Here is a 21,731-nt window from a genome sequence, read left to right on the forward strand (position 1 = left end):
ACGGATTTGACGGTTGCTGCTGATGGGTCGGCGTCCTCGGATGCTGATGGGACGGTCGCCTCGTACAGCTGGAACTTCGGGGACGACACCCCTGCGACGACGGGTGCGACGGCGTCGCACACGTATGCTGCGGCGGGGACGTACTCGGTGGTGCTGACGGTGACTGATGACAAGGGTGCGACGAATGCTGTGACGAAGTCGGTCACGGTCACGGCGCCTCCGGTGCCGAACAAGGCTCCTGTGGCTGCTGCGTCGGTGACGGCGACGGATCTGACGGTTGCTGCTGATGGGTCGGCGTCCTCGGATGCTGATGGGACGGTCGCCTCGTACAGCTGGAACTTCGGGGACGACACCCCTGCGACGACGGGTGCGACGGCGTCGCACACGTATGGTGCGGCGGGGACGTACTCGGTGGTGCTGACGGTGACTGATGACAAGGGTGCGACGAATGCTGTGACGAAGTCGGTCACGGTCACGGCGCCTCCGGTGCCGAACAAGGCTCCTGTGGCTGCTGCGTCGGTGACGGCGACGGATCTGACGGTTGCTGCTGATGGGTCGGCGTCCTCGGATGCTGATGGGACGGTCGCCTCGTACAGCTGGAACTTCGGGGACGGTTCTGCTGCGACCACGGGTGCGACGGCGTCGCACACGTATGGTGCGGCGGGGACGTACTCGGTGGTGCTGACGGTGACTGATGACAAGGGTGCGACGAATGCTGTGACGAAGTCGGTCACGGTCACTGCGCCTCCCGCTCAGACGGTTGCGGCCAGGGACCTGTTCGACAGGACCACCGCGAATGCCTGGGGCACCGCGGAGGTCGGCGGCGTCTGGACCATCTCCTCGTGGGCGGCCGCCAAGTATTCGGTCGCTGCAGGATCCGGAATCATGGCGACGTCGGCCGGTGCCACCCTCGCCGCGCAGCTCAACGCCGTGTCGGTCCTGAATTCCACCACCACGAGCGTGTTCTCTGTCGACAAGGTGGCGGATTCCGGCGGGCTTCAGGTGAGCGTCATCCCCCGCAGGGTCCCGAATGCCGGCGAGTACAGGGCGAAGGCCCTGCTCCAGAGGAATGGGGCAGTGACGATCGAGCTGAAGAAGAAGGTCGGCACCACGGAGACGCTCATGCTGGCTCGTGCAGTCTCCGGTCTGACCTATGCGGCAGGCGACGTCCTGACCATGAAGGTGGACACGTCGGGCGCCGGCAGCACGACGGTCGCCGCGAAGATCTGGAAGGCCGGGACCCCTGAACCCGCCGCCTGGCAGATCGTGTCGAGCGACTCCACCGCAGCCCTCCAGGCACGTGGAAGCGTGGGTGTCGAAACCTATCTGTCGGCTTCGTCGACGAACGGTCCGGTCGCGTTCCGGCTGCAGGATCTGGTGACAGTTCCTTCGCCGTAACTGCACGATCACGACAGGGACTTCATCCCGGATATCCGGGGTGGGGTCCCTGTCCTGTGACACGGGGACCCTTCCCCTATATTTGAAGAGCCCGGACCATCGCTGGCCGGCGGAGCCGACAGGGTGGGACATGATCCGCAGGGACGACGTAGGCCAGACGAGAACTGTACTCATCGCTCATCCGAGCGCCGATCTCTACGGCTCCGACCGAGTGCTTCTGGAGACGATCGCAGGATTGACTGCCGCCGGCCTGCACGTCGTGCTCACCGTGCCGCACCACGGCCCCCTCGTGCCGGAGGCCGAGCAGAGGGGCGCTACCGTGCGGCTCTGTCCCACCCCGGTACTGCGTAAGGCTTTCCTCAGCCCGTCCGGGCTCATCAGGCTCGCCGGGGAATCGCTGGCGTCGCTTCTCGCCAGCGTCCGCCTGGTCCGCGAGACGCGTCCGGTCGGGGTGTATGTGAACACGATCACCATCCCGCTCTGGTCCTTCGTCGCTTCCCTGACGCGCACGCCGCTCCTGGTGCACATCCACGAGGCCGAGGGCACGGCATCCACGGTCGTGCGGAAGCTCCTGGCCTCGCCGCTGTTCCTGGCCGACTCCCTCATCACGAACAGTCGTTTCAGCGTCGATGTTCTCGCCTCCTCCTTCCCCCGCCTGGCGCGCAAGTGCCGAGTCGTTGCGAACGGCGTGGCCGGTCCACCCTCCGTCGATGCCGCCCGACCGGACATATCGGGACCTGTCCGCCTCGTCTATGTGGGGCGACTGTCCCACCGCAAGGGCCCGGATCTTGTGATCGAATCGCTGGCCGACCTCCGGAGCCGGGACATCGATGCGGACCTGCAGGTCGTGGGTGCCGTCTTTCCCGGGAACGAAGTCTACGAGGCCGACCTGCGTCGGAGGATCGATGAGCTCGGAGTGGGCGACCGCGTTCACCTGCAAGGCTTCCAGCCGTCCGTGTGGCCGTTCATCGCGCAATCAGACATCGTGGTGGTCCCCTCTCGCGTCGACGAACCGTTCGGGAACACGGCCGTCGAGGCGATGCTGGCCGCACGCCCAGCCGTCGTCAGTGATACGTCCGGTCTGCGTGAAGCGTCGGCAGGATTCGGTTCGGTGCTGCGGGTCTCTCCCGACTCGGCAGCGGGCATCGCCGACGCGGTGGCGGACATGGTGGCGTCCTGGGCGACCTACCGCGAGGCCGCCCTCGCCGATTCGGGCGTGGCCGAGAGCCGGAACGGAATTGCCGCCTACCGCGCTGAGATCGTCCGTGAGGTGGAGGCGCTGAGCCGAGGGAGGAAGCCTTGACGAACTGGGCCGGGAGCAGAGCCTTCACGCCCTCCCACCTCAGGGACTTGACGACGCACGACGACGTCGCGCGACGACAGGCCTGGAAATTCCTCGAGCGTCTCGTCGCAGCCACGGTACTCATCCTTCTCGGGTACCGTTTCAACCTGCCCTACGGCCTCACCATCGGATACGTCGCCGCGCTAGCACTCCTGCCGGTGTGGATCCGCGTCACCACAGCGCAGCGGTCCGGCGCGCTGGTCTACTTCCTCGGCGCGGTCACCGCGATCAGTGGTGTACTCCTGAGCGTCTACTCGTCCCGGGACCACGTCATCAGTCCGAATGCCGGCATGATCTCCCTCATGCTGCTCGTGGGGATCCTGGCCGGCGCAGGTGTCCTGCTGTGGGCCAGGACCCTCATGCGAACCGGCTGGGCCGTGGCGTTCTTCGGTCTCGGCATGCTGTTGCACGTCACCCCGGGAAGCGAGAGCTTTGCCCTCAATCCCTGGAAGTTCGGCTTCGGTCCTCCCGCCATGGTGATTGCGCTCGGACTGGCATCGCTCACCGGCAGGCGCTGGGCGGAGGCGCTGGCGTTGATCGCTCTGTGTGCGACCTCCGCCCTCAACGATTCACGGTCGGCTTTCGCCATCCTGATGCTCAGTCTGCTGGCGGTCGTGTGGCAGGGCCGTCCGCGTTCAGCGACCGGGAAGACCTCGTCGTTGGCGACGGTGATCGCTGTGGGCGCGATGGGGTACATCGTCTACGCCTTCGGGCAGGCCCTGATCCTCGACGGCTACCTCGGTGAGGACACCCAGGAGAGATCCCTCCGCCAGGTCGAGACCTCGGGGTCCATCCTGCTCGGTTCGCGTCCGGAACTCGGCGCCACAGCCGGCCTGATGGGGGATCGGGTCCTGGGCTTCGGACTCGGCGCCGTACCGACGCCCGGGGACATCCTCGCCGCGAAGGAGGGGATGACCCGTCTGGGGTATGACCCGAACAACGGTTACGTGGAGAGATACATGTTCGGGAGCAGGTTCGAACTGCATTCCGTCGTGGGCGATCTCTGGGCCGATTTCGGTATCCCCGGGCTGATCTTCGCCGCAGTGCTGATCGGAGTCATCATCGCCACGTTCAGTCGCCTGCTGACCGACGGCCGTGCCAGCGCGCTCCTCGTCTTCGTCGTCGTGCAGTCCGCCTGGAACCTGTTCTTCGCCCCGCTCTACAGCGCTGTACCGACGTTCATGCTCCTGCTGGGGCTGCTCCTGGCGCGGCAGGACACCGTGAGCCGTGATCGAAACACCTGATCGGATCAGGTCTTCCGGTACGGCCGCGCGAGACCACCGCGAAGCTGTACCCGACTCCTAGCGCGCGGGCCCCTGCTGGTCCTTGCTGCCGTAGTAGGCCGTCCGACTCGCGGCTTTCCCGCCGGTCAGGATGACTCCGAGCGCATCCGAGCCCACGCCCTCGAGGGATTGCAGTGTCTTGGCCAGCTGACCTCTCCGGGTGCGGTGCTGACGCGTGACGATGACGGCACCATCGGTCAGCCGGGCGAGCGGAAGGGCGTCCGCCACCAGAAGGATCGGGGGTGAGTCGATGACGATGAAGTCGTACACGTCCGACAGTTCCTTCACCAGATGGGCCATGCTGTCGGAGCTCAGGAGCTGATTGGGGTTGGGGGGCACGACGCCGCAGGGCAGGACATCGATCGATTCCCAGGGCTCGATGACGCTGGACAGGCTCGCACGGCTCGACAGGACCGTCGTCAGTCCCACACCGCCCTCGATGCTGCAGTACTCAGCCACGGACGGACGGCGGAGGTCAGCGTCGATGAGCAGGACCTTGTGGTTCCGCTCGGCCGCAGCGAGAGCGAGATTGATCGCCGTCGTACTCTTCCCTTCACCGGGAAGCGGTGACGAGACGACGATCGACCGCAGTGACTTGTCCGGATTCAGGAATTCGAGGTTCGTCGCCAGCAGCCGGTACGCCTCGGCGACATTTCCGTTCGGGTCCGACGTCAGGACGATCGATCCGGAGTCCGCCCCGCGCGTGCGCGGGATCGTACCGAGGACAGGGAGATCCGTCAGCCGCGCGACGTCCCCTGCGTCGTGGATCCTGGTGTCGAGGAGCTGTCGGGCCAGGGCCACGACGATACCGGCCACCAGACCGACCAGGGCTCCGGCGGCGATGAGGAGACGGGTGTTCGGGGCGAAGGCGAAGGTCGGCGCCTGAGCCGTCGCAACGGTGCTGATGCTGATGGTGGGGCTGCCCGACTCCGTCTTCGGGCTCATGTCCGTCACCACCCGAGCAAGCGAATCAGCGACGCCGTTCGCGATGTTCGCGGCCCCGGCCGGCGACTCACTGACGGCCGTGATGTTGATCAGAACCGTGTTGAGGGGTGTCTCCGCGCTCACGGCATCCTCCAGTTGAGCAGCGGAGGAGTCGAGGTCGAGTTCCTCGATGACGGGGTCGAGGACGACCGGCTTGGTGGCCAGTTGAGTGAATGATGCGACCAGATTCTGCGTGTAGGTCGACCCCTGCACGAGTTCGCCCGTGGTCTCGCCACGATTCGAACTCACGAAGACGCTGCTGACCGCGCGGTACTGCGGCGCCGAAAGACTCGCATAGGCGAAGGCGGCAAGGGCGCCGAGCAGGCAGAGCGCCACGATCGTCAACCAACGTTTCCTGAGGGCTGCAACGTAATCCCTGAGCTCCATGTATGTCGTCTCCCCTTCAACACCCCGGTCCGCGGGTGCACACATGCTCCCTACGTTGTACAACGTTCGATTCAGCTTGTCATACTTACCTAGCCTGCGGCCGAGACGCGTCTGTCATCATCCCGAGAGGAGTGATTCCTGCGTCACGTCGCCGCCCATCGCCACCACGAGGAAACCCTTGTTCACGATCCTTGTCGCCTGCACGGCGAACATCTGCCGCTCGCCGCTCGCCGCGTTCTCCCTCGAGCAGCGGCTGCGCCCGGCGGGGCCGGACGGGCTATTCGCCGTGACGAGTGCCGGGACACGAGCGCGCCCGGGAGACCGGATCTGTCCCTGCGTCGGCGAGGAGTTGGCGTCCGATCATGCAGGACGTCGGTACGCGCACGGCCACACCTCCCGGCGTGTCACTGAAGCAATGATCGAAGCAGCCGATCTGATCCTCCTACCGGATTTCGAGAACAGGACCCGCATCGCCCTCCTGGATCCCGTTGCTCGCCACCGGTCCTTCACCCTCCGTGAGGCCGACAGGCTGCTCGCGTCGCTGGCAGCGGAGGGGCTTCCACCCCTGCGGGACGTGGTGCCGGTGATGCACGCGATCAGGAGCCGAGCCGCGATGTCCGCGGGCAGTCGCCGGTGGCTCCAGCTCCGGAGGCCGTCCGACGGCCTGGACATCCTGGACGGCCACAATCTCGGTTCCCGTCGGCACCGGCGGACCGTTCGGGACGTCGGGCTGACGTCGTCCTCGATCGCTGCCCGGCTGGAGGAGTCAGCGCTGGTCGATCGGGTCTGATCGTCGCTGCCGTCGTTGAGCCGTCCGCTCCCGCGCGTGCAGCGCGAGGCCCGCGCACGTCCCGGTGACAGCCGCCCGCAGCGGAGCGGCAGATCGGAGGAGTTGCCTGCGCCCGCCCTGCAGCAGGACGTCCCACGCCGCGAGGGGACTGTTCAGGATCCACCGTCGGCGGTCCTTCGCCTCGAGGTGCTGCGCCGCGAAGAGCAGTCGGTTGCGGATGTTGTAGAAGTAGTAGACGGAGGACTTGCCTCTGGCCGATCCCTGGTGTTCCTCCCCATGGGTGCCACCCTCGTCGTGCACCGCACGCGCCTCCTCGAGCAGGGTCAGCCTCCCGCCGTTCCGCACAGCCCGCATCGACAGGTCGATGTCCTCCCAGTACAGGAAGTAGCGTTCGTCGAAGCCGCCGACACGGCTCCAGAGGTCGAGGGTGACCAGAAGACAGGCGCCACTCAACCAGGGCTCGAAGCGTTCCCCGGGGAAGCCGGCCCGGTGTCGTGTTGCTCTGCTCCGGCCGAACCCGAGATGGAGGTCCGCACCCGCGAACCATACCGCGCCGGACGACGTGACGATCGTCGGAGCGACCAGGGCGAGCGGGTCCGCATCCACCGCCGACACCATCAGCCCGACGCTCCGAGGATCGATCGTCGCGTCGGGATTGAGAAGGAGGAATCGTGTGTTGCCCCGCCGGGTGGCTTCCTCGACACCGTGGTTCATCCCGGCTCCGAAACCGGCGTTCACAGGGCTCGCCACCAGGGTCCAGTCGTGGTCCGCGCAGAGGGCGGAAACCGCCGCCTGTTCTGTCGCTGACGTGTAGTTGTCGACGACGACGACGTCGGCTTCGGGAACGGACCGCGAGACCTGCACGAGGTTCGACGCGAGCAGGAGGTGCGACCCGTAGTTCACGACGACGATGGCCAGCGCTCCGCTCTCGGCTGGAGATGTCATGGCCCAACCCTATAGCGGACCATGATCGGCACCGACGTCCCCGGATCATGTGCTAGCGCGAAGAACGCCGGGCCATCCGACGGGCGACGTCGAGGATCGCGAGTGCATCGCGTCGGAAGGGCGGGAGCGCGGCACAGACGACGGCGCACGCAAGGCCGGCAGTGAGCAGGGCAGCCAGGATGGACACGATCGCCGCCGCGTCCTGCAGCCACACGGTGGTCAGCCACGATGCGGCGACGGCCACCCCGGACAGGGCGACGATCCGGAGCGCGCCCAGGTACAGCCCACGGGTGGGGATGGTGGTGAAGCGCGACAGCCACCAGAAGGTAGCGGGCCAGGTCAGCGCCGGGGCGAGCGCATAAGCCACTGCGACGCCGATCACGCCCCACTGGCTGCCGAGGAGGATGAGGGCGAGCCGGACCGACGACGAGAAGATGGAGTCCTGCAGGAGCCGGAACGTGAGGGCCCGTGTGACGTACACCCAGTAGCCCACGAACGCGAGGATCTGGAACACACCGGCCACGGCCAGGAGAGCGAGAAGTGGTGCGACGCCGCTCCATTCCTCACCGCCCAGGAAGAGGACCGTGATCGGTGCCGCCGCTCCTGCGGCGACGCCGAGCACGAATCCGAGGCTGTGCCCCATCGCCACCTGTCCGCGGAGAAGAAAGGCTCCGTAGGCGGCGTCGTCGTCCTGGATCTTGGCGAGCACAGGTATCGCGACACGCGTGATGGGTGAGCGGACCTGGTTCAGAGGATTCATCAGCAGCTGGAACGCACGGCTGTAGTTGCCGAGAGCGACGGCGCCGGAGCGGAGACCGATGATGAAATAGTCGGCGTTGTTGCTCACATAGTTGATGAGCTGTGTGACGACGATGTTCCAGCCGAACCGGAGCATGCCGTCCATCGGCACGGAGGTTCGGGGAAGCCCCGGCAACCACCGTGCACCCCAGGCGACGATGACCAGCATGACGCTGTACTGGATGAGCTGCTGGCCGACGAGCGCCCACAGCCCGGCGCCGCTCAGGGCCAGCCAGACGGCTCCGCCGAGTGCGACGATCGGGCTGGCCACGTCCGCGACGGCGAGAGTGGAGAAGGCGAGCTTCCGGTTCAGATCCGCCCGGTACTGCGTGGCGACACCATTCAGCACGAACGTGACGGACAGTACCTGTGCGATGTCGACGAGGGCAGGCTGCCGGTAGATCGAGGCGATGACAGGGGCCAGGGCGAAGACGGCGATGGCCAGGATCAGCCCGATCCCGGAATTGATCCAGAACAGGTTGGTGCGTTGTGCTCGGGACAGCGTCTTCGCCTGGATGGCGGCGGTGGAGAGACCGAAGTCGCGGAAGATGTCTGCGACCCCGATGACTGCTGCGACCATGGCCAGGAGCCCGTAGTCGGTGGGGGACAGCAACCTGGCGAGAATCGCCACCGACAGGACCTGGACGGCGATGCGCAGGACCTGTCCGGTCATGGTGACGAGAATGCCGCTCGCTGCGCTCTGTGCCAGCGACTTGCCCTGACCTTCTTCTCTGTCGGACACGTCTAGAAGAATCCCCTCAGACCTGGAAGAACCGACGGACAGCTCGTCGCGGGCGGGCTCGGAGACATGGACGCTGAACATCCCTTCCTGGCTTCGGGCACCCCCGAGCCGCGCTCGAAGGGTTCGTTGCGTGCAGGCGAAGGACGTATCGGGCCGGGGCCTGCGTCTGCCTGTGCTCCGATCAGACTAGCCGACCGGCCGTGCGGGACCGGCTCGGGCAGCGGGGTCGGACGATGGACGGCTTCCAACGATGAACGAGAGGCCGCCGTCGTCCCGTCCATCGGCCGCATCACATTCTGGTAGGGTTCTGTCCGATCACTGGCTCTTCATGCGGTAGGAGGAGCAGTTAGCGAGTCTCCAGGTCCGTCCGGGCGCGTCATCCGGGTTGGCCGCAGTCAGTGACAGTCCGTCGCGGGAAACGATCGGGCACACAGTCCTCCACAGCACCGCACCACGTCATCATCGTCGTAACTAAGAACTGGGCTTAGTTGCTGCACGCGCGCCCGTACTCCGATCAGGGGACGGCCGCGCGATCGCATCTACTAAAGGGTTCTTATGCACAAGACAGCCACTGGCTTCATCAGTACGGTGTCCGCTCTTCTCCTGCTACCTCTCGGCGTCCCCACTGCCTCGGCGGCCACCTCGGCCGAGGTGTGTTCGGCCATGACACAGGCCACCTACCGGAGCGTCAACCCGACGTCGGGCGTCACCCTGCTCACGACGTCCCCGCGCGAGATCACCAATGCCGCCGAGAGATACGGCTTCACGGAGGATCGGCAGGTCGAATTCGAGGCAGCCACCCGCGCGGGTGACGGGCTCGTGCCCGTCTACCGCCTCTACCGGGACGGAGCGTTCACCTGGATGGCGGACCGCGAGGGTGAAGGTGAGTTCGAAAGCGCCCAGAGCAAATACGGCTACACGAGCCAGCAGATCGACTTCTACGCTTCTCCGACGGCGCTCGAGTGCACCGTTCCCGTTCATCGTCTGCTCAAGGGTGACATCCACCGTTTCGTCGCCGATGACGCTGACCGCGCGGCATTGACGGCGAACGGCTGGACGGACGAGGGCGCGAAATTCTGGGTGACCGACGCCGATGCTACTGCGGCGCCTGCCCCGGCACCCGCTCCGGCACCCGCACCCGCTCCGGCGCCCGCCCCTGCTCCTGCCCCTGCTCCTGCCCCTGCTCCTGCGCCGATCCCGTCCAATCAGATCGCCTGGGCCAGTGTGGCGCGGGCCGGGGACGACATCAACGACGTCCTCGCGAAGCCCGAACTGACAGGCAAGGTGCTCAGGCTGCCTGCCGGCGTCTTCGAGGTGTCGAACTTCCTCAACGGATCGCAGGCCATCGTCGTCCCACCAACGGTGAAGGGCATCGTCGGCGCGGGTCGCGACACGATTATTCGCATTCGGCCCAACACCTCGAGCTATGGTTGGACTGTCCCGGCCACAGGCTCCGGCATGACGAACCAACTTTATGTACTACGGATGACGGACGGGCATAATCAGGTCCTCTCCGATTTCTGGTTGCAGGGCACTGAGCAGGGTCATCTCTACAACGGGATCATGGTCGGGCGCTCAGGCCCTGGAACGCGCGTCGAGAACCTGCTCATCAGTGGAATTCCCGGTAACTCCGGATTCCCGCCCGGGGAGACCTTCGGCCTCAATTGGTGGCGAGGTTCCGATTCGGTCACACGCAACGTCGAGATCGATGGATACCGGTGGTCGGGCAATACGTTCGCCAGCCGCATCCGGGAAGCTCAGGTCGGTGCTTCGCCGATCGGCTACAACAATCACGACAACGCCCGGCTTTATGACGTCTACACGCATGATGCGGCCTTCGGCATGCCGACGTTCTGGATCTCGAACAATGCGGAAACCTGGAACCTCCAGTCCATTCGCAACGTGATCGGCATCAATCACGAGGAGAGCTTCGGGATCGTCCATCACCAACCGGTCATGTACGGATCGAAGACGCGGCGCCATATCAACTTCATGTCCAACAGGTCCGACGGTCGCCTGACGATCATCGGTTCCACGAATGACGAGTGGATCAACACCACCCAGTCGGGCCCGGTGGGCAAGGGGAAGAAGATGCTCATCCAGACGCCGACGAACTACACCGGCTTGAACACGAATCGCATCTTCACTCCGCCGAAGATCGTGCTCGACGACGGCGTGACGTCCCACCCCTATCTCTGGGCACACTAGCTCCGGGTCGGATGATCGACCGGAGGGCTCCGACCGCACTGCAGTCGGGGCCCTTCCGCATTTCCCGGGCTTCTTAGGCTCCACTGGGATGCCCCGCACCACCCCCGAGTGGCAGGATTAACGCAGACAATCCTTGCGTAATTGCCGCGAGGGTGCAGCGCATCCGAGGAGACCGACGTGCCCGTGATCGAAACCCCCGTCACGCTCACCCCGTCCGACGCCGGGCTGACGGACGCCGAGGTGCATCGCATCCGGAACGACTTCCCGATCCTCGGTACGGCGGTGAACGGCAGGCCACTCGTCTACCTCGATTCGGGCGCCACGTCGCAGAATCCCGTGAGCGTCATGGAGGCGGAGCAGGAGTTCTACGAGCAGCGCAACGCCGCCGTGCACCGCGGTGCCCACTCCCTCGCCGTCGACGCCACCGACGCGTACGAGGACGCGCGCGCCGCCGTCGCCCGGTTCATCGGAGCGCGCACGAACGAGCTGGTGTGGACCTCGAATGCCACCGAGGGGATCAACCTGGTGGCCTATGCGATGTCCAACGCCTCGCTCGGGCGTGGGGGAGACGCCGCGCGCCGGTTCGCCGTCGGGCCCGGGGACAGCATCGTGGTGACGGAGTTGGAGCACCACGCCAACCTGATCCCCTGGCAGGAACTCGCCGCGCGCACCGGCGCCGAGCTCCGCTTCATCCCGGTCGACGACGACGGTGCGCTGCGCCTCGACGAGGCACGGCGGGTCATCACCTCCTCGACGAGGATGGTCGCCTTCTCGCACGCCTCGAACGTCCTGGGGACGATCAGCCCTGTGGCGGAGATCGTGGGGCTCGCGCGCGAGGTCGGTGCCTTGACGCTCCTCGACGCCTGCCAGTCGGTGCCGCACCTGCCCGTGGACGTGAAGGCCCTCGACGTCGATTTCCTGGTGTTCTCCGGTCACAAGATGCTGGGACCCACCGGCATCGGCGCGCTCTACGGACGCGCCGACCTCCTGAACTCGATGCCGCCCTTCCTCACGGGCGGCTCCATGATCACCACCGTCACCATGCAGGGCGCCGAGTACCTGCCCTCACCGAACCGGTTCGAGGCCGGGACGCAGCGCATCTCGCAGGCGGTCGCCCTCGGGGCAGCGGCCAACTACCTGGCGGAGACGGGCATGGAGCGGATCGAGGCCTGGGAAGCCACGCTGGGCAGGCGTCTCGTCGAGGGTCTCGAGGCGATCGACGGGGTGCGGGTCCTCGGACCGCGGGCTGATCAGCCACGGATCGGACTGGCGGCCTTCGATGTCGATGGCGTGCACGCCCACGACGTGGGCCAGTTCCTCGACGACAAGGGCATCGCCGTCCGCGTCGGTCACCACTGCGCGCAGCCGCTGCACCGCAGGTTGGGTCTCACCGCCACGACCCGCGCCAGCACGTACCTCTATACGACGACGGACGAGGTGGACGCCTTCCTGGCGGCCGTCGCCCAGGTCCGCCCCTTCTTTGGAGCAGAGTAGATGAGCACCGGACTCGAACAGCTGTACCAGCAGATCATCCTCGACCACGCGAAGGCGCGGCACGGTTCGCCGCTGGCGGACTACGACGGCGACGGCAGGGTGGGGGAGTCCCACCAGCTGAACCCGGTGTGCGGGGACGAGATCACCCTCCGCGCCGCTGTGCTGGACGGCAGCGTTGCGGCGGTCACGTGGGACGGCGCCGGATGTGCCATCTCGATGGCGTCGGCGTCGGTGCTCACGGACCTCGTGCAGGGCGTGCCGCGCGACGAGGCGATCACGCTCGTCGATGCCTTCCGCGAGGTCATGCGGTCCCGCGGCCGAATCGAGGCGGACGAGGAGGTGCTCGGGGATGCCGCGGCCTTCTCGGGTGTCTCCCGGTTCCCTGCGCGCGTGAAGTGCGCCATGCTCGCCTGGGTCGCGCTCGAGGAATCCCTGCTCGCCGCCAACGGCTAGGTCCCGACGAGCCGACCGACGGTCGTGCGGGCAGCGGTGCGCTCACCGCGTGGGCTGCGGGATCACGATGGTGAAGCACGACCCACGGCCCGGCTCGCTGGCCACCGAGATCGAGCCGCCGTGCTCGCTGACGATGCTCTTGGTGATCAGCAGGCCCAGCCCGACGCCCGGTACGGCCGAGGTGCGCACCGACGGGGAGCGGAAGAAGCGGTCGAAGACCTGGTGCAGTTCCTCGGCCTCGATGCCTATGCCTGTGTCCTCCACCTCGATGACGAGGCCGTCGTCCCCGAGGGAGGCGTCCAGCGTGATGCTGCCGCCGCGCCTGTTGTACTTCACGGCATTGGTCAGCAGGTTGTCGACCGCCTGGGCGAGGCGGGCAGGGTCCGCGACCGCGTTCAGGGATGACGGCGCCCGGTTCACGAGGTGGACCCCGGCCCGGACGGCCCGCAGATGGCCGGAGGATGCCGCATCGGCCAGGATGCGGCCGACGTCGGTGGCGACGGGGATGACCTCGAAGGTGCCGGCGTTGATCGCGAGCAGGTCCTCGACCAGCTGTTCGAGCCGAAGGGCGTTCCGCCTGGCGATCTCGAGGTAGCCCTCCACACGCTCGGGTAGCGCGTCCGCCAGCTCCAGCGTCACGTCGAGGTAGCCGAGGATCGACGTGAGCGGGGTGCGGAACTCGTGCGAGACGTTCGACAGGAAGTCGTCCTTCGCCTGCAGGGCGAGGAGCAGTTCGGTGACGTCGTTGAAGGACACGACCGTCCCCGCGAAGGCGCCGTCGTCGTCGTACATGGACTGCGAGAAGATGCTGAGCGCCCGCTGGGATCGTCCGGTGCCCACCCACACCTGTTCACCCTGCAGGTCCTCGCCCATGATGGCCCGGCGCACCGGTCGCATCGTGGGCGGGATCGGCGTGGTCCTGTCCGCGCCGAAGATCAGCAGCTCGCTCTCGTCGGGATCGGGCGTGCCCGGCGGCGCGGCTGCCGCATGGCCCTCACGCTGGCGGGCGTTCATCAGGATGTCGTTGCCGTCACGGTCCACGGCCAGAAGCCCCACGCTCACGGTGTCCAGGACGGTCCCGAGGAGCCGTTCGCGGTCGCGGCCGGCGTCGATGCTCTCCTGCAGCGCGGCCTGGGATGCCCGGAGGGCGTCCTGCCGGCGCCGGTTGTCCTTCGCCAGCGCGCTCACGAACCCGGCCAGACCGGCGAGCATGATGGGCAGGAGGATGGGATCGATGAGGCCGCGAAGCGTCAGTACCTCGGTCCGGAGGAGGAACGGCAGCCAGATGACGAGGAGGGAGGCGACGACGGCGATCGTCACGGCGGTCGCGGTGCGGACCCTCGACGCGGCGATCCAGACCATGGGGAAGGCGGCGAGGAGCCCGACGCCCGTGAGGCTGTCGCCCGCGGCCGCCCGGGTGAGCGCGATGGCGACGAAGTCGACGAGCGGGACGATGATGACCCAGCGGCTGGGGATGCGCGACCACGGCAGCGTGCAGCACAGTGCGAGGACGGCTAGGTTCAGGATCCACCCCGCGACGAAGACGGGAACGGAGTAGAGCTCCTCGCTCTGCAGTAGCCCGAGCACGACCGTCATGGAGAAGGTGCTGCTGAGGGCCAGTTCGCTCAGGATGATGCGGCGCCGGTGACGGGCCCGGCGGGGACCCCGCACAGCCTCGACCGGACCATGCCCTGCCTGCACTACCCCCGGTTCGGCCATGGATCAGTCCGTGCGGTTCTCGAACACGTCGGGGACGCCGTCCGCATCGGTGTCGACCTTCTCCTCCTCCTCGATGCGGCGGTAGTGCTTGTTGCGCAGGCGCAGGACCACGCTCGCCAGGAGCGCCGCCAGGAGGGATGCCGTGAGGATGGCGACCTTCGCATGATCGTCGTGCTCGCTGCCCGCCCCGAAGCTGAGGTCGTTGACGAGCAGGGACACGGTGAAGCCGACCCCGGCGAGGATGCCGACGCCCAGCAGGTCCCACCAGCTCAGTCCCGGATCGAGGTCGGCCTTCGTGGTCCTCGTGACGATGAACGTGGTCAGGAGCACGCCGATCGGCTTGCCGAGGACGAGCCCGAGCACGACCCCGATCAGGACCGGATCCGTGAGCGCGGACACGAAGCCCTTCGCGCCGCCGATCGCCACGCCCGCGGAGAAGAAGGCGAAGACCGGGACGGCGAAGCCCGTCGAGAGTGGGCGGAAGCGATGCTCGAGGACCTCGGCCAGTCCCGGCTTGTTCGGGCGGGGCAGCAGGGGCTTGCCCTCCGACCTCCGCAGGACGGGCACACAGAACCCGAGGAGCACGCCGGCGACCGTCGCGTGCACGCCCGACGCGTGCATGAGCGCCCAGGTGGCGACGCCCAGCGGCAGGAGGATGAGCCACGGACCCCGCGTGGTGCTGCCGAAGAACTTCGGCCGCCGCTGGGCGAGCAGGGCGAAGAGGCCCAGGGGGAGCAGCATCCAGAGGAGGAAGACGAGGCTGACGTCCTCCGAGTAGAAGAACGCGATGATCGCAATGGCGATGAGGTCGTCGACGACGGCGAGCGTCAGGAGGAAGACGCGCAGTGCGCCGGGCAGGTGTGAGCTGATGACTGCGAGGACGGCCAGGGCGAAGGCGATGTCCGTCGCGGTGGGAATGGCCCAGCCGCGGAGCGTCTCGGGGGAGGACAGGTTCACGGCCGTGTAGATGAGCGCGGGAACGAGGACACCGCCGAAGGCGGCCGCGACGGGGACGATTGCACGGCTGAGGCGCCGCAGGTCCCCCGCCACGAACTCACGCTTGAGTTCGAGGCCCGTGAGGAAGAAGAAGACCGCGAGCAGACCGTCGGAGGCCCAGGCGCCCACCGACAGCTTCAGGTGCCATGGTTCGTAGCCGAACTCGAAGTCCCGGATCGCGAAGTAGGACGCGGAGAACGGCGAGTTGGCCCAGAGGATGGCAAGGGCGGCCGCGATGAGGAGCAGGATCCCCCCGACCGTCTCCTTGCGCAGGATCTCCGTGATGCGGAGGTGCTCCGCATAGCTCGAACGCTGGAGGATCACGGGGTGGGCGCCTGCCGGCTTCGCTCGATCGTCCTGGGTCATCGGGTCTCCTCGGGGATGCAGCGTGCAGGGGTGGTCCGGTCTCAGGCGATGAGGGCTCGCACCCCGATGACGGCAGTCGCCGCGCCGAGGATCATCGAGGTGGAGATCAGCATGAGGTGGACCGTGAGGAACCTGGTCGCCGCACCCTTCTCGTCCCGGGCGCGCGGGTCCTTGAGGATGCGCCGCAGGAACGGCGGCCAGACGATCAGGGTCCAGACGCCGGACAGGATGAGGATCAGGGCAAGGGGTGTGGGCAGCTGCATGGTGGTCGCGGAACTCTCGGGTGGGGTGGTGAGGGGCTTGTCAGCGGTTCTCGAGCCAGGTGCGGGCCTCGGTCGCCTGCACGTTGAGGGCCTTGCCGATCATCGGCTCGGCGGCACCGGCGATCTTCCCGCCGAGGAACGGGATGGTCGAGGAGACGGTGCCCTGGAGGTCGACGACGGTCCCGCCGCCCTGGGCCGTGAGGCGTTGCACCGCCGCCACGGAGAGGGGGACGCCCGCGACGGTCATCTGCAGTGTCGCCTCGCGGGAGCCGTCGGCGGTCGGCGCCGCCCACTGCTCGGTCTGGGTGACGGACAGCGTCTCGCCGACGAACTTGCGGGCCATGTCGGGGAGGCGATCGGTCGGCATGGTGCGGACCGCCGTGAGCGTGAACGCGCCGGTGGTGTCCCCGTCCACCGTGAGCGACTCGAGGGTTCCACCGACGTGCTCGCTCATATGGCGGACGAAGCCTTCGTCGGTGAACACCCCGAGTACCGTCGCCGGGTCGTAGGGGAGCGTGGTCGATGCGTTCAGGGCCATGGGTTCTCCTGGGGTCGTCGAGATGCCGCGCGGGCGGGGTCTGCCAGCAATCCTACGGCCTGCCGGTCGGGAGCCGGGCGGATCAGGGGGCGCCGGACGGGCCCCGAAAGCGTCAGGACCCCTTGGTAGTGTGGGAGCATCCCCGGGAACGATTCGTCTTCCCGGGCTTTCGTGCTGTCCCAGCCCCCCGGCAGCCGCGTCGAGCCGGCGCGGACCGGGGGCCGGTGGCGGAGGAGACCACGCCTGAGGAGCCCCAGACAGATGAGCCTGAACGGATTGCGCGCGGCGCTCGCCGAGGACGCGTCCTACGCGCGTGTACGCACCAACGCCTCGCGCCCGGTCGACCAGCGCAGCGCCGACCTGCAGATCGGAGCGCCCGCGGGACTGCGCGCGCCCCTGATCGCGGAGATGGTCGACGGCCTGGCAGGCTTGTCGGCACCCGACGCGGACGCCGGCACCGGCACCGGCACAGTCCCCGATACCGGCGCAGCAGTGCCCGTGGTGCTCGCGATCACCGCGACCGGCCGGGAGGCCGAGGACCTGGCCCAGGCGCTCCGCAGCTACCTGCCCGAGAGTGCCATCGAGGAGTTCCCCAGCTGGGAGACCCTGCCGCACGAACGCCTGTCGCCACGTTCGGACACGGTGGGCCGCAGGCTCTCGGTCCTCCGGCGGCTCGCCCACCCGGGCGCGTCGCCGATCAGGGTCATCACCGCGCCCATCCGCGCGGTCGTGCAGCCGCTCGTCGCCGGTCTCGGCGACCTGGAGCCCGTTGCGCTGAAGGTGGGCGACGAGATCGCCTTCTCCGACGTGGTCAAGGCGCTGGCCGACGCAGCGTACGCGAGGGTCGACATGGTCACGCACCGGGGCGAATTCGCCGTGCGCGGGGGCATCATCGACGTCTTCCCACCGACCGAGGACCACCCGGTCCGCATCGACTTCTTCCGCGACGAGGTGGACCAGATGCGCTGGTTCGCGGTCGCCGACCAGCGCTCGCTGGCCACGGGGGAACCTCCGGTGGCGCTGTATGCGCCGCCCTGCCGCGAGATCCTCATCACGCCGTCGGTCATGTCCCGTGCGGCGAAGCTGCAGTTCGAGCTCCCTGCCGCGGCGGCGATGCTGGAGAAGATCGCCGGAGGCATCGCCGTCGAGGGCATGGAGTCCCTCGCCCCGGTGCTGGTGGACGCCATGGTGCCCTTCGCAGGCGAACTGCCCGCGGGGTCCATCGCCGTCGTGATCGAGCCGGAGAAGGTCCGCGCCCGCGCGCACGACCTCGCCGCCACGAACGAGGAGTTCCTCGCCGCCGCGTGGTCCACGGCATCCGAGGGCGGTGCCGCGCCGCTCGACCTCGGCGGCGGCCTCGGCACGGACCTGCAGGAGGCGAGCTTCCGCTCGCTGACGGAGACACGGTCGACGGCGCTCGCCCACGAGGTGGCCTGGTGGGGCATCACCTCCTTCGGTGCGGACGAGGAGCTCGCCGACGTCGACAGTTTCACGCTGCACGCACGCGAGCCGCGTGGGTACCAGGGCGATGTCGCCGAGATGATGGACTTCATCGGCGGTCGTGTCCGGGACCAGTGGCGCGTCGTGGTCGCGACCGAGGGACCCGGGCCCGCCCAGCGCCTCGCGGAGCTGTTCCATGACAACGACATCCCCACGAGCCGCGTCGAGTCCCTGGATGCCCCGCCCCAGGCCGGGATCATCGAGATCACGACGGCGTGCGCCGGGCGCGGGTTCGTGGTGGACGGCCTGAAGATCGGGCTGCTCACGGAGGCCGACCTCCTGGGCCGCACCAGTGCCTCGGGCACGCGCGACATGCGGAAGATGCCCTCACGCCGAAGGAATGCCGTCGACCCCCTGCAGCTGAAGGAGGGCGACTTCGTGGTGCATGAGCAGCACGGTGTGGCCCGCTTCGTCGAGCTGATGCAGCGCTCCACGGGCGCGGGCCCCACGCGGACCACCCGCGAGTACCTGGTCCTCGAGTACGCGCCGTCGAAGCGCGGCGCCCCGGGGGACCGGCTGTTCGTGCCGACGGACCAGCTGGACCAGGTGACGCGCTACGTCGGCGGTGACGCCCCGGCGCTGAGCAAGATGGGCGGCTCGGACTGGAGCAAGACCAAGAATCAGGCCCGGAAGGCCGTCAAGGAGATCGCGGGCGAGCTGATTCGCCTGTACTCGGCGCGCATGGCCTCCCGCGGTCATGCCTTCGGTGCCGACACGCCCTGGCAGCGCGAGCTCGAGGAGGCGTTCCCCTACGTCGAGACGCCGGACCAGCTGACCACCATCAACGAGGTCAAGGCGGACATGGAGCGGGAGGTGCCGATGGACCGGCTCGTCTCGGGGGACGTCGGCTACGGCAAGACCGAGATCGCCGTCCGTGCCGCGTTCAAGGCCGTGCAGGACGGCAAGCAGGTGGCCGTGCTCGTGCCGACCACCCTGCTGGTGCAGCAGCACTTCGAGACGTTCTCCGAGCGCTTCTCCGGCTTCCCGGTCCGTGTCCGCGCCCTGTCGCGCTTCCAGACGGCGAAGGAGTCGCGGGAGACCGCCGAGGGGCTCACCTCGGGCGCCGTCGACGTCGTCATCGGCACGCACCGCCTGCTGTCCAAGGAGATCACCTTCAAGGACCTCGGGCTCGTGATCGTCGACGAGGAGCAGCGCTTCGGCGTGGAGCACAAGGAGGCCCTCAAGAAGATGCGCACCAACGTGGACGTCCTCGCCATGAGTGCGACGCCGATCCCCAGGACGCTCGAGATGTCCCTCACGGGCATCCGGGAGACCTCGACGCTCGCGACCCCACCGGAGGAGCGCCACCCGGTGCTCACGTACGTGGGCCCGTACACGGACAAACAGGCCTCCGCCGCGATACGGCGTGAACTCATGCGCGAGGGCCAGGTGTTCTTCGTGCACAACCGGGTCTCGTCGATCGACCGGACCGCGGCGCACCTCAAGGAACTCGTGCCCGAGGCGCGGGTCGCGGTCGCGCACGGGCAGATGACGGAGTCCCGCCTGGAGCAGATCATCGTGGACTTCTGGGAGAAGCGGTTCGATGTCCTCGTGTGCACCACGATCATCGAGACGGGCCTCGACATCTCCAATGCCAACACGCTGATCGTGGACCGCGCGGACTCCTACGGTCTCTCGCAGCTGCACCAGCTGCGCGGGCGCGTGGGGCGGGGCAGGGAGCGGGCCTACGCCTACTTCCTCTACCCGTCGGAGAAACCGCTCGGGGAGGTGGCGCTCGAGCGACTGAAGGCCGTGGCGTCCCACAACGAACTCGGCGCGGGCATGCAGCTGGCCATGAAGGACCTCGAGATCCGGGGCGCCGGGAACCTGCTCGGCGGGGAGCAGTCGGGCCACATCCAGGGTGTGGGATTCGATCTGTACATTCGCCTGGTCGGTGAGGCGGTGGCGTCCTTCCGCGGCGAGGCCGAGGAGAAGGCGGCGGAGATGAAGATCGAGCTGCCGGTCAACGCCCATTTGCCGCACGAATACGTCCCGGGGGAGAGGCTCCGCCTCGAGGCCTACCGGAAGCTGGCTGCCGCCGTCACGGACGAGGCGATCGACGCAGTGGTCGCCGAACTCGAGGACCGCTACGGGGAGCAGCCCGCCGCGGTCGTGAACCTGATCTCGGTGGCCCGCTTCCGGGTCGCGGCACGGGCCCTCGGACTCACCGACGTGGCGCTGCAGGGCAACTTCATCAAGTTCGCCCCGGCCGAGCTGCCGGAGTCCAAGCAGATGCGGCTCACCCGCATGTACCCGGGTGCCACGGTGAAGCCCGCCATGAATGCGGTGCTGGTGCCCAAGCCGAAGACGGCGCGGATCGGCGGTCGGGACCTCGTGGATGCAGAGATCCTCGACTGGGCGAAGAACGTGCTGGAGGCGGTCTTCACGCCCTAGGTATCCGGACAGACGCGAACAGGCCGTCCCCCTCGGGGGACGGCCTCTTCGCGTCGTTCAGGTCGGTCGGGCCGCCGTCTGCGCGGCGTGACCGGAGGTCAGGAGCTGACGCCCGCCGACGTCTCCTTCTCGTCGGTCCGGTTGCCCTCTGCGAGGTTGTACCCGGTGTCCGCGCGGCCCAGGATGCCCTGCGGGATGAAGAAGACCAGGAACGCGACGACGACGATCACGGCCATGGGCCAGATGTCCTGCGGCGTGAACCAGGTCAGCAGGTACATGCTCAGCAGGAAGGCGCCGAAGATGACCACGAACCATACGATGTTGCTGACGAGGTGGCCCTTGCCCGCGTGGGCGGGCTGGCTCTCGGCGTTGACCTGGTGTGACATGAGTTCTCCTAGCGTGCTGTGACGGCCGGTTCCGCGCTGTCCTGGCTGGTTCGCCGTCAGTAGCCTGCGGCGCCCTGTTCTCCCTTAACGATAGCGACTCCGGAGCTCGCTCCGATACGGGTTGCGCCGGCGCCGATCATCGCGCGGGCGTCCTCGAGCGAGCGGACCCCGCCCGAGGCCTTCACGCCGAGGCCCGGGCCGACCGTCCTCCGCATGAGGGCGATGTCCTCAACTGTCGCCCCGCCGCCGTTGAACCCGGTGGAGGTCTTCACGAAGTCTGCTCCTGCCTCGACGGCGGCCTCGCAGGCCAGCACCTTCTGCTCGTCCGAGAGAAGGGCGGTCTCGATGATGACCTTGAGGATGGCACCGTTCTCGTGCACGGCGTCCGCGACGGCCCGGATGTCCTGGACCAGGACGTCGCGTTCACCGGCCCGTGCAGCGGCGATGTCGATGACCATGTCGATCTCGTCGGCGCCGTCGGCCACGGCGCCGCGGGCCTCGACGACCTTGACCTCGGTGGTGCTGGCCCCGAGGGGGAACCCTATGACCGAGCAGGTGAGGACGCCGGTGTCCTTCACTGCGGTGCGGACGGTACTGACCCAGAGGGGATTGACGCAGACGGACTTGAAGGAGTATTCGACCGCTTCCCGGCAGACGGTGAGGATCTGCTCACGGCTGGCTTCGGGCTTGAGCAGGGTGTGGTCGATGAAGGACGCGAGGGAGGCATCGGTAGACATGGCGTCCA

Annotated in this window: 17 protein-coding genes; 8 read left to right on the forward strand and 9 right to left on the reverse strand. The window is 67.7% G+C overall.

Annotated features, from left to right (window positions below; all coding sequences use genetic code 11):
- The 3 genes from FNH21_RS13310 to FNH21_RS13320 all read left to right on the forward strand — a co-directional run.
- On the forward strand, positions 1-1,398 hold a 1,398-nt coding region (locus tag FNH21_RS13310; RefSeq protein ID WP_152816512.1), incomplete at its 5' end, for a PKD domain-containing protein.
- A gap of 130 nt (positions 1,399-1,528) precedes the next feature.
- Complete coding sequence (locus FNH21_RS13315; protein WP_152816514.1) at positions 1,529-2,701, forward strand: glycosyltransferase family 4 protein; 1,173 nt, start codon at positions 1,529-1,531, stop codon at positions 2,699-2,701.
- On the forward strand, positions 2,698-3,984 hold the full coding sequence (locus FNH21_RS13320) for a hypothetical protein (protein ID WP_152816516.1): 1,287 nt from the start codon (positions 2,698-2,700) through the stop codon (positions 3,982-3,984). Before FNH21_RS13315 ends, FNH21_RS13320 begins: the two co-directional genes overlap by 4 nt.
- Before the next feature lie 57 nt (positions 3,985-4,041).
- On the opposite strand, the gene FNH21_RS13325 is transcribed toward FNH21_RS13320, so the two are convergent.
- A complete protein-coding gene (locus FNH21_RS13325) occupies positions 4,042-5,439 on the reverse strand; it encodes a polysaccharide biosynthesis tyrosine autokinase (protein ID WP_152816518.1) in 1,398 nt (465 codons plus the stop codon).
- A 133-nt stretch (positions 5,440-5,572) separates the two neighbouring features.
- On the opposite strand from FNH21_RS13325, the gene FNH21_RS13330 reads away from it, so the two are divergent.
- Positions 5,573-6,184, forward strand: a complete 612-nt coding sequence (locus tag FNH21_RS13330) for an arsenate reductase/protein-tyrosine-phosphatase family protein (RefSeq protein WP_191931973.1) — start codon at positions 5,573-5,575, stop codon at positions 6,182-6,184.
- Here the strand turns inward: FNH21_RS13330 and FNH21_RS13335 are convergent.
- Complete coding sequence (locus FNH21_RS13335) at positions 6,161-7,129, reverse strand: glycosyltransferase family 2 protein (protein ID WP_152816522.1); 969 nt, start codon at positions 7,127-7,129, stop codon at positions 6,161-6,163. The genes FNH21_RS13330 and FNH21_RS13335 overlap by 24 nt on opposite strands.
- A 52-nt stretch (positions 7,130-7,181) precedes the next feature.
- Positions 7,182-8,669: an oligosaccharide flippase family protein gene (locus tag FNH21_RS13340; protein ID WP_191931974.1), complete on the reverse strand. Its 1,488-nt coding sequence runs from the start codon at positions 8,667-8,669 to the stop codon at positions 7,182-7,184.
- A 663-nt stretch (positions 8,670-9,332) separates the two neighbouring features.
- Here FNH21_RS13340 and FNH21_RS13345 point away from each other — a divergent pair.
- From FNH21_RS13345 to sufU, 3 genes are all read left to right on the forward strand, one after another.
- On the forward strand, positions 9,333-10,877 hold the full coding sequence (locus FNH21_RS13345; protein ID WP_152816526.1) for a hypothetical protein: 1,545 nt from the start codon (positions 9,333-9,335) through the stop codon (positions 10,875-10,877).
- 177 nt (positions 10,878-11,054) lie between these two features.
- A complete protein-coding gene (locus FNH21_RS13350; RefSeq protein ID WP_422108783.1) occupies positions 11,055-12,371 on the forward strand; it encodes a cysteine desulfurase in 1,317 nt (438 codons plus the stop codon).
- A complete protein-coding gene (sufU, locus tag FNH21_RS13355; protein WP_152816528.1) occupies positions 12,372-12,824 on the forward strand; it encodes a Fe-S cluster assembly sulfur transfer protein SufU in 453 nt (150 codons plus the stop codon).
- A gap of 42 nt (positions 12,825-12,866) precedes the next feature.
- Here sufU and FNH21_RS13360 read toward each other — a convergent pair whose 3' ends face one another.
- Genes FNH21_RS13360 through FNH21_RS13375 form a run of 4 tightly spaced genes read right to left on the reverse strand, consistent with a single transcriptional unit; the run spans position 12,867 to position 16,706 of the window.
- Entirely contained in the window at positions 12,867-14,543 is a 1,677-nt protein-coding gene (locus FNH21_RS13360) for a sensor histidine kinase (protein WP_191931975.1), read from the reverse strand.
- Between the two features lie 3 nt (positions 14,544-14,546).
- On the reverse strand, positions 14,547-15,905 hold the full coding sequence (gene nhaA, locus FNH21_RS13365) for a Na+/H+ antiporter NhaA (RefSeq protein ID WP_152816532.1): 1,359 nt from the start codon (positions 15,903-15,905) through the stop codon (positions 14,547-14,549).
- Between the two features lie 41 nt (positions 15,906-15,946).
- Positions 15,947-16,168 carry an SCO4848 family membrane protein gene (locus FNH21_RS13370; RefSeq protein ID WP_055770337.1) on the reverse strand — a complete coding sequence of 74 codons (222 nt, stop codon included), beginning with the start codon at positions 16,166-16,168 and terminating at the stop codon, positions 15,947-15,949.
- Between the two features lie 40 nt (positions 16,169-16,208).
- Entirely contained in the window at positions 16,209-16,706 is a 498-nt protein-coding gene (locus FNH21_RS13375) for a DUF2505 domain-containing protein (protein WP_152816534.1), read from the reverse strand.
- A 261-nt stretch (positions 16,707-16,967) separates the two neighbouring features.
- Here FNH21_RS13375 and mfd point away from each other — a divergent pair, with 261 nt between their 5' ends.
- Positions 16,968-20,600 carry a transcription-repair coupling factor gene (mfd, locus tag FNH21_RS13380; protein ID WP_152816536.1) on the forward strand — a complete coding sequence of 1,211 codons (3,633 nt, stop codon included), beginning with the start codon at positions 16,968-16,970 and terminating at the stop codon, positions 20,598-20,600.
- Positions 20,601-20,698: 98 nt separating this feature from the next.
- Here the strand turns inward: mfd and FNH21_RS13385 are convergent, their stop codons facing one another.
- Together FNH21_RS13385 and deoC are read right to left on the reverse strand one after the other, a co-directional pair.
- Positions 20,699-20,986: a hypothetical protein gene (locus tag FNH21_RS13385; RefSeq protein ID WP_152816538.1), complete on the reverse strand. Its 288-nt coding sequence runs from the start codon at positions 20,984-20,986 to the stop codon at positions 20,699-20,701.
- 56 nt (positions 20,987-21,042) lie between these two features.
- On the reverse strand, positions 21,043-21,723 hold the full coding sequence (gene deoC, locus FNH21_RS13390) for a deoxyribose-phosphate aldolase (RefSeq protein ID WP_152816540.1): 681 nt from the start codon (positions 21,721-21,723) through the stop codon (positions 21,043-21,045).
- Positions 21,724-21,731 lie beyond the last annotated feature (8 nt).

Source organism: Arthrobacter bussei (assembly GCF_009377195.2).
GTDB classification, from domain to species: Bacteria; Actinomycetota; Actinomycetes; order Actinomycetales; family Micrococcaceae; genus Arthrobacter_D; species Arthrobacter_D bussei.

Bases quoted from the DNA above. Each gene is read 5' to 3' on its own strand.
- FNH21_RS13315 (WP_152816514.1), top strand. From the start codon at position 1,529: ATGATCCGCAGGGACGACGTAGGCCAGACGAGAACTGTACTCATCGCT.
- FNH21_RS13325 (WP_152816518.1), bottom strand. From the start codon at position 5,439: ATGTGTGCACCCGCGGACCGGGGTGTTGAAGGGGAGACGACATACATG.
- FNH21_RS13335 (WP_152816522.1), bottom strand. From the start codon at position 7,129: ATGACATCTCCAGCCGAGAGCGGAGCGCTGGCCATCGTCGTCGTGAAC.
- FNH21_RS13345 (WP_152816526.1), top strand. From the start codon at position 9,333: ATGACACAGGCCACCTACCGGAGCGTCAACCCGACGTCGGGCGTCACC.
- sufU (WP_152816528.1), top strand. From the start codon at position 12,372: ATGAGCACCGGACTCGAACAGCTGTACCAGCAGATCATCCTCGACCAC.
- FNH21_RS13360 (WP_191931975.1), bottom strand. From the start codon at position 14,543: ATGGCCGAACCGGGGGTAGTGCAGGCAGGGCATGGTCCGGTCGAGGCT.
- nhaA (WP_152816532.1), bottom strand. From the start codon at position 15,905: ATGACCCAGGACGATCGAGCGAAGCCGGCAGGCGCCCACCCCGTGATC.
- FNH21_RS13370 (WP_055770337.1), bottom strand. From the start codon at position 16,168: ATGCAGCTGCCCACACCCCTTGCCCTGATCCTCATCCTGTCCGGCGTC.
- FNH21_RS13375 (WP_152816534.1), bottom strand. From the start codon at position 16,706: ATGGCCCTGAACGCATCGACCACGCTCCCCTACGACCCGGCGACGGTA.
- mfd (WP_152816536.1), top strand. From the start codon at position 16,968: ATGAGCCTGAACGGATTGCGCGCGGCGCTCGCCGAGGACGCGTCCTAC.
- FNH21_RS13385 (WP_152816538.1), bottom strand. From the start codon at position 20,986: ATGTCACACCAGGTCAACGCCGAGAGCCAGCCCGCCCACGCGGGCAAG.
- deoC (WP_152816540.1), bottom strand. From the start codon at position 21,723: ATGTCTACCGATGCCTCCCTCGCGTCCTTCATCGACCACACCCTGCTC.